The following is a 5,390-nucleotide window of genomic DNA, read 5'->3' on the forward strand; positions in this document are numbered from 1 at the left end:
GAACAGGCTCCAGAAAATCTTTATTTTGACAGGGATGTAATCGTCGGAGTCCAAGGCGGGTATGATGATATGTTTACAAATGTAATATCTGGCACTTCATTTTATGGCACCTTAACAGTGGCAAGTGGATCAGCTACTTTATCAAATTTGATAATAAAATAATTCTACCATAGAGTATTTTGTTTCATATTCTTCTTCAGCCCGCTCAAAAAGCGGGCTTTTTTGTTTTTGTAGTGTAAAAAATAGTTTAATGCACGCTTCGGCATCCAGTTGATCGGTGATGATGTAACCGAACTCGGCAAGAACATCCTAAAGACCGAGCGTGGATTCAACCTTGCGACCGGTTTCACCAACACGGATGATCGTCTGCCCGAATTCTTTAACGTCGAGCTGGTGCTGCTGCATAACGTGGTCTAGGCCTTCACCGATGAAGAAATCGATGAGTTCTGGAATTTTTAAACAGTATCTCAAGAGAGGGTAGACTCTCTCTCCTGCCCGGAGTGGGGCACTGTGACCCACTCCGGGAATTTTTTTCCCGGTAACTGGCGGGATAGACAATTGACTCCTAGAGGCATTTGAAGATTTTGGTCAAACTGTTTGCCAACTTTCGTCAGTGGCGTTTCAAGATTCAAGAATAAGAACTTGCCGCGACCACGACCTGTGTTGAGGTGGCTGCAATGCTTGAAATCACATTGGCGGAACTGGGAGTGGTGCTGGTCAATGGATGCCATGCGCAGTTGGCGCAGCCGTTGCATGAAGGTGATACGATTTCCTTGTTTCAGCTGGTTGGAGACGGTTGAGCAACTTGGCGCGATCAATCCTGCAGTGACGGTGATTGCGTGTCACGAAGCTTTTGGAATGGGCAACGGTGAACGCTTTTTGCAAGGCGCCGATGTGGTGGATGTAAGGCCATATCAGCACTGTTCTTCCAGTAACCCTGTCTTTTGATCGACTTTACGGGAATAACGCCAGTGGCAAGGGGGTTGAGGTGACGAAGGGCAACCCCTTCTTCACTCTGGCAGTTGTTGCTGGGCTGGAAATTGCGGAAGTCTGTAAACTGCTGCTCGACAAAGGTTCGATTCTCGCTGATAGCGCGCTGTCTATCGATCTACTCGATATGGAGTTTACTGAAATAACACTTTGATCCGTTGCTGCCACCTGTTTCGGGCGGGCAGTGGCGGAGGAATAATCTATATCGGAAAGGATGTTGATATCATGCAGGTCATCTCTTGTCTTAAACAGGTTCCCGATACCACACAGGTGCAGATCGATCCTGTTACCAATACCCTGGTGCGGGATGGTATCCCTTTTATCATGAACCCCTATGACACCCACGCCCTGGAAGAAAGCCTGCGGCTGCGTGACGATTACGGTGTGCGCGCGGTCGCCCTGTCGATGGGGCCACCTAATGCCGAAGCGACCTTGCGCAAGGCCTGTGCTCTTGGTGTGGACGACGCCATCCTGTTGTCGGATCGCTGTTTCGGAGGGGCCGACACCCTGGCGACCAGCATGGTGCTCTCCGCCGCTATCAAGCGGCTGAGTATGCTCGACGAACTGGCGATCGTTTTCTGCGGTAAACAGACCATTGACGGCGATACCGCCCAGGTCGGACCCGGCATCGCCTCGCGGTTGGGCTTACATCAACTGACACTGGTCGACCGGATCGAACTGCTTGATCTGGAAAGGAAAAAGATCCGAGTGCGGCGCAAGCTGGAAGGGCGTTATGAGATCGTCGAAGCGCCGCTGCCGGTGATGATCACCGTGGTGCGCGAGATCAACCAGCCGCGCTACCCGACCGTGCCGTTGCGGCTGGCGGCGGAAGATGTGGAGGTCAAGGTTTGGGATAACAGTGTCCTGCAGCTTGATGTGGAAACAATCGGCTTGAAAGGTTCGCCGACCTGGGTGAGCAAGATTTTTTCCCCGGAGCGCGATCAGGGCGAAATTATCGGCGATGGCTTGAGCGACCCGGAGGGGACTGCACAGCTATTACTTGACAAGCTTCTTTCCAAGGATCTGCTGGCGGTTTAGCCAGCGGTCTGATCCCATAAGGATAAGTGTTATGCGAGAGACAAAAGTGAAAAAGCCGAGGGGTGTAGCTCGGGTTGTTGAAGGGAAATGTGTCGCCTGCGGCGAGCGTTGTGTCAGCGCCTGCCCGATCGACGGTATTCAGATGAACGGCGCGGGGGAACTGCAATCGGTCGATCAGGAAAAGTGCATTGGCTGCGTCAAGTGTGTCAAAGTCTGCGCTGTCGGTGCCCTGGAGATGTTCTATACCCCCGAGCAGCTGGAACAGCTCAAGTTGTGGGAAGCGCAGAATCAAGGGGAGGTGGCGCTTGACCCGGAAGAACAGGCCTTACGCAAGAAGCTTGCAGCCTACAAAGGGGTCTGGGTATTTGTTGAGCAATACGCCGGCGAGGTGGCAAAGGTCTCCTGGGAACTGCTTGGCAGCGGTCGACAGCTGGCCGACACCCTCGGCGTTGAGCTGTCGGCAGTGATCATTGGCCACCAGGTCGAAGAACTCAAACACGAAGCCTACGCTTACGGCGCCGATGCTGCAATTCTCATGGATGCCGCTGTTTACAAGGACTATCGCACCGAACCCTTCACCGAGGCACTCTGTTATCTGATCGACAAGCATAAACCGGAAATCATCCTGATGGGTGCAACCGGACAGGGGCGCGATTTGGCAGGATCGGTGGCGACCGTGGTCGGGACCGGCTTGACCGCTGATTGCACCGGTTTGGCGATCGACGCCAAGGGGAACCTGGCGCAAACCCGTCCGGCCTTCGGCGGAAATATTATGGCGACCATCATGTGCGATCATTTTCGACCGCAAATGTCAACGGTTCGGCCTCAGGTGATGCCGATCGCCGAATATATTCCCGGCCGGAAAGGGAAGCTGATCCGCGAGGAGTTTGCCCCGGCCGAAGAGAATATTCTGGTCAAGGTGTTGGAAGTGCTCACCGACAAGGGGAGTGGCGACGAGGTCGATATCGCTGGCGCTGAGATTATCGTTTCCGGCGGTCGCGGCATGATGAACAAGGAGAACTTCACGATCCTGCAGGAACTTGCAGATGAGTTGGGTGCTGTTGTTGGTGCATCGCGTAGCGCGGTCGATGCCGGCTGGAAACCGCACAGCCGGCAGGTGGGTCAGACCGGCAAGACGGTACGGCCGAAAATCTACATCGCCTGCGGGATTTCCGGTGCCATTCAACATCTGGTCGGGATGCAGGATTCGGACGTGATTATCGCAATCAATCGTGATTCAGAGGCGCCGATCTTTCAGGTCGCCACTTATGGCATCGTCGGCGACCTGTTTCAAGTGGTTCCGGCGTTGACCCGAAAGATCAGAGAGCTCAAGAGTAAAAATGGCCGTAAGCCATTAAGTGCGGCCTAGGAGAGAGACCATGTCGATCAATCAAATCATCTATATTTTTCTGTTGTCTGCTTCGATACTGGTGTTTGTTGCCAGTTGTGTCGGGCGGTTGGAACTAATTGCGTTGGGAGCGGCGGAGCAGCGTTTTGATCGTCCGGCACAGCGGTTGTGGCGAATGTTAGGTTATGCTTTCGCCCAGAAGCGGGTGCTTAAGCGGCCGTTCGGCGTCAATCACTCGTTGTTATTCTGGGGCTTTCTGCTCCTTTGCCTGGCCAATGCCGAATTCCTGTTCGATGGACTGTTCCCAGGTGTTTTGCAACAGATTGTGCCCGGAAGTCTCTATCAGGCTCTTGCCGTCGTATTCGATATCGTTTCGCTGGTCACACTGATCTGCGTAGGCATCGCATTTTATCGTCGCCTGTTTTCAGCACCGTCCTACCTTGGAAACGAGTATACCTCGCCCCACAGTGGAGAAGCTTTGCTGATTTTGGGGATGATTTCCTCTTTGATGATCGCATTTTTTCTGCTGCATGGAGCGCAAGGTGCGCTTGGCATTCATGATGCTTTTCGCCCGGTGTCGTCGTTGATCGGCAAGCAACTTTCCAGCGTTTCGGTCGGCTCGCTGGAGATTCTGGCGCAGGCATCCTGGTGGGTCCACGCGGTTGTCCTGCTGCTTTTCCTGAATCTGCTGCCACGCAGTAAACACATGCATATTCTGACTGCCATTCCCAATACCTATTTTTCCAGCCTGGAAAAACCGAATACCCAGCCACGGGAAGTTTTCGAAAAAGGGGCTCGGTTCGGTGTCAGCAACGTTGAACAATTCAGCTGGAAGGATCTGCTCGACAGTTTCACCTGCACCGAGTGTGGCCGCTGTCAGGATCTCTGCCCGGCGTATAATACCGGGAAGGCGCTCAACCCGCGCCGTATAGTGCATGATATCAAGGTTAATCTTTTGAAAAATGGCCCTGGTTTGAAAAAAGGACTCGAGGGCGGTTTGCCGCTGATTGATGCGCAGCAGAGTGAGGGGAGCAGCTGCGTCGATGTGTTATGGGACTGTACCACCTGTGGTTCCTGTGTTAGCGCCTGCCCGGTGTTGATCGAGCAGATGCCGAAGATTATCAAACTGCGACGGCATCTGGTGCAGGAAAAAGCTGAATTTCCGGCTGAACTGTTGGCCCTGTTCGAGAATATGGAGCAGCGCAGTAATCCCTGGGGCATCGCTCCATCCGAACGCAGCAAGTGGAGTACGCAACTCGGAGAGCGCCCCTTCGACGCTGCAACCAGCGAAATCCTGTTCTTTGTCGGCTGTTCCGGCAGCTTCGATACCCGGGCCAAGCAGGTTTCTGTGGCGTTGGCCACGATTCTCGATCAGGCTGGTGTCAGCTGGGGCATGCTCGGCAAAGAAGAGCTTTGCTGTGGGGACAGCCTGCGTCGGCTTGGCAACGAGTACGTCTTCGATAGGTTGGCCAAGCAGAATGTTGCCCTGTTCAAGGAACGGGGAGTCAAGAAGATCGTCACGGCTTGTCCTCATTGCTTCAGCACGCTGAAAAATGATTATCTCCAGTATGGTTTGGAGGTCGAGGTTCTGCATCACAGTGAATTGATCAATCAGCTGATCAAAGAAGGCAAACTCAAATTGTCGCAGCTTGGACAGGGCAAGTTGCTGTTCCATGACTCCTGCTATTTGGGTCGACATAACGACACCTATCAGGCACCACGCCAGGTGCTGCAAAGTGCCACCGGAACGGTTCCGAACGAGTTTGGTCGCAGTGGAGAGCAAGGCTTCTGCTGTGGTGCCGGCGGCGGTCGGATGTGGTTGGAAGAGGTGAGCGGCGAGCGGATCAATCGCACCCGGGTAAAGGAGGCCCTTGCGCAGAGCCCCGATACCATTTGTGTTTCCTGCCCCTATTGTATGACCATGATGGAGGATGGACTGAAGGATGAGGGGGCGGAGAGCACCCGGGTCAAGGATGTCGCTGAAGTTGTCGCTGAAGCGTTGCGGGCGAAGAAA

Annotated in this window: 6 protein-coding genes; all 6 read left to right on the top strand. The window is 53.8% G+C overall.

Annotation, left to right across the window (positions count from 1 at the left end):
* The first annotated feature begins 270 nt into the window (after nucleotides 1-270).
* Nucleotides 271-417 carry a hypothetical protein gene (locus tag Q7J88_RS04130; RefSeq protein ID WP_369681968.1) on the top strand — a complete coding sequence of 49 codons (147 nt, stop codon included), beginning with the start codon at nucleotides 271-273 and terminating at the stop codon, nucleotides 415-417.
* A 260-nt stretch (nucleotides 418-677) separates the two neighbouring features.
* Nucleotides 678-800: a hypothetical protein gene (locus tag Q7J88_RS04135; protein ID WP_303720890.1), complete on the top strand. Its 123-nt coding sequence runs from the start codon at nucleotides 678-680 to the stop codon at nucleotides 798-800.
* A 188-nt stretch (nucleotides 801-988) separates the two neighbouring features.
* Nucleotides 989-1,144 carry a hypothetical protein gene (locus Q7J88_RS04140; RefSeq protein ID WP_303720891.1) on the top strand — a complete coding sequence of 52 codons (156 nt, stop codon included), beginning with the start codon at nucleotides 989-991 and terminating at the stop codon, nucleotides 1,142-1,144.
* Nucleotides 1,145-1,215: 71 nt separating this feature from the next.
* Entirely contained in the window at nucleotides 1,216-2,028 is an 813-nt protein-coding gene (locus Q7J88_RS04145; protein ID WP_303720892.1) for an electron transfer flavoprotein subunit beta/FixA family protein, read from the top strand.
* Between the two features lie 31 nt (nucleotides 2,029-2,059).
* The gene (locus Q7J88_RS04150; protein WP_303720893.1) at nucleotides 2,060-3,397 is read left to right on the top strand and encodes an FAD-binding protein; all 1,338 of its coding nucleotides are present in this window, start codon (nucleotides 2,060-2,062) and stop codon (nucleotides 3,395-3,397) included.
* Between the two features lie 10 nt (nucleotides 3,398-3,407).
* Nucleotides 3,408-5,390, top strand: a 1,983-nt coding sequence (locus tag Q7J88_RS04155) for a (Fe-S)-binding protein (protein ID WP_303720894.1), incomplete at its 3' end; no start/stop codon positions are given.

This window comes from Malonomonas rubra (genome assembly GCF_003247215.1).
Lineage (GTDB): Bacteria > Desulfobacterota > Desulfuromonadia > Desulfuromonadales > Geopsychrobacteraceae > Malonomonas > Malonomonas rubra_A.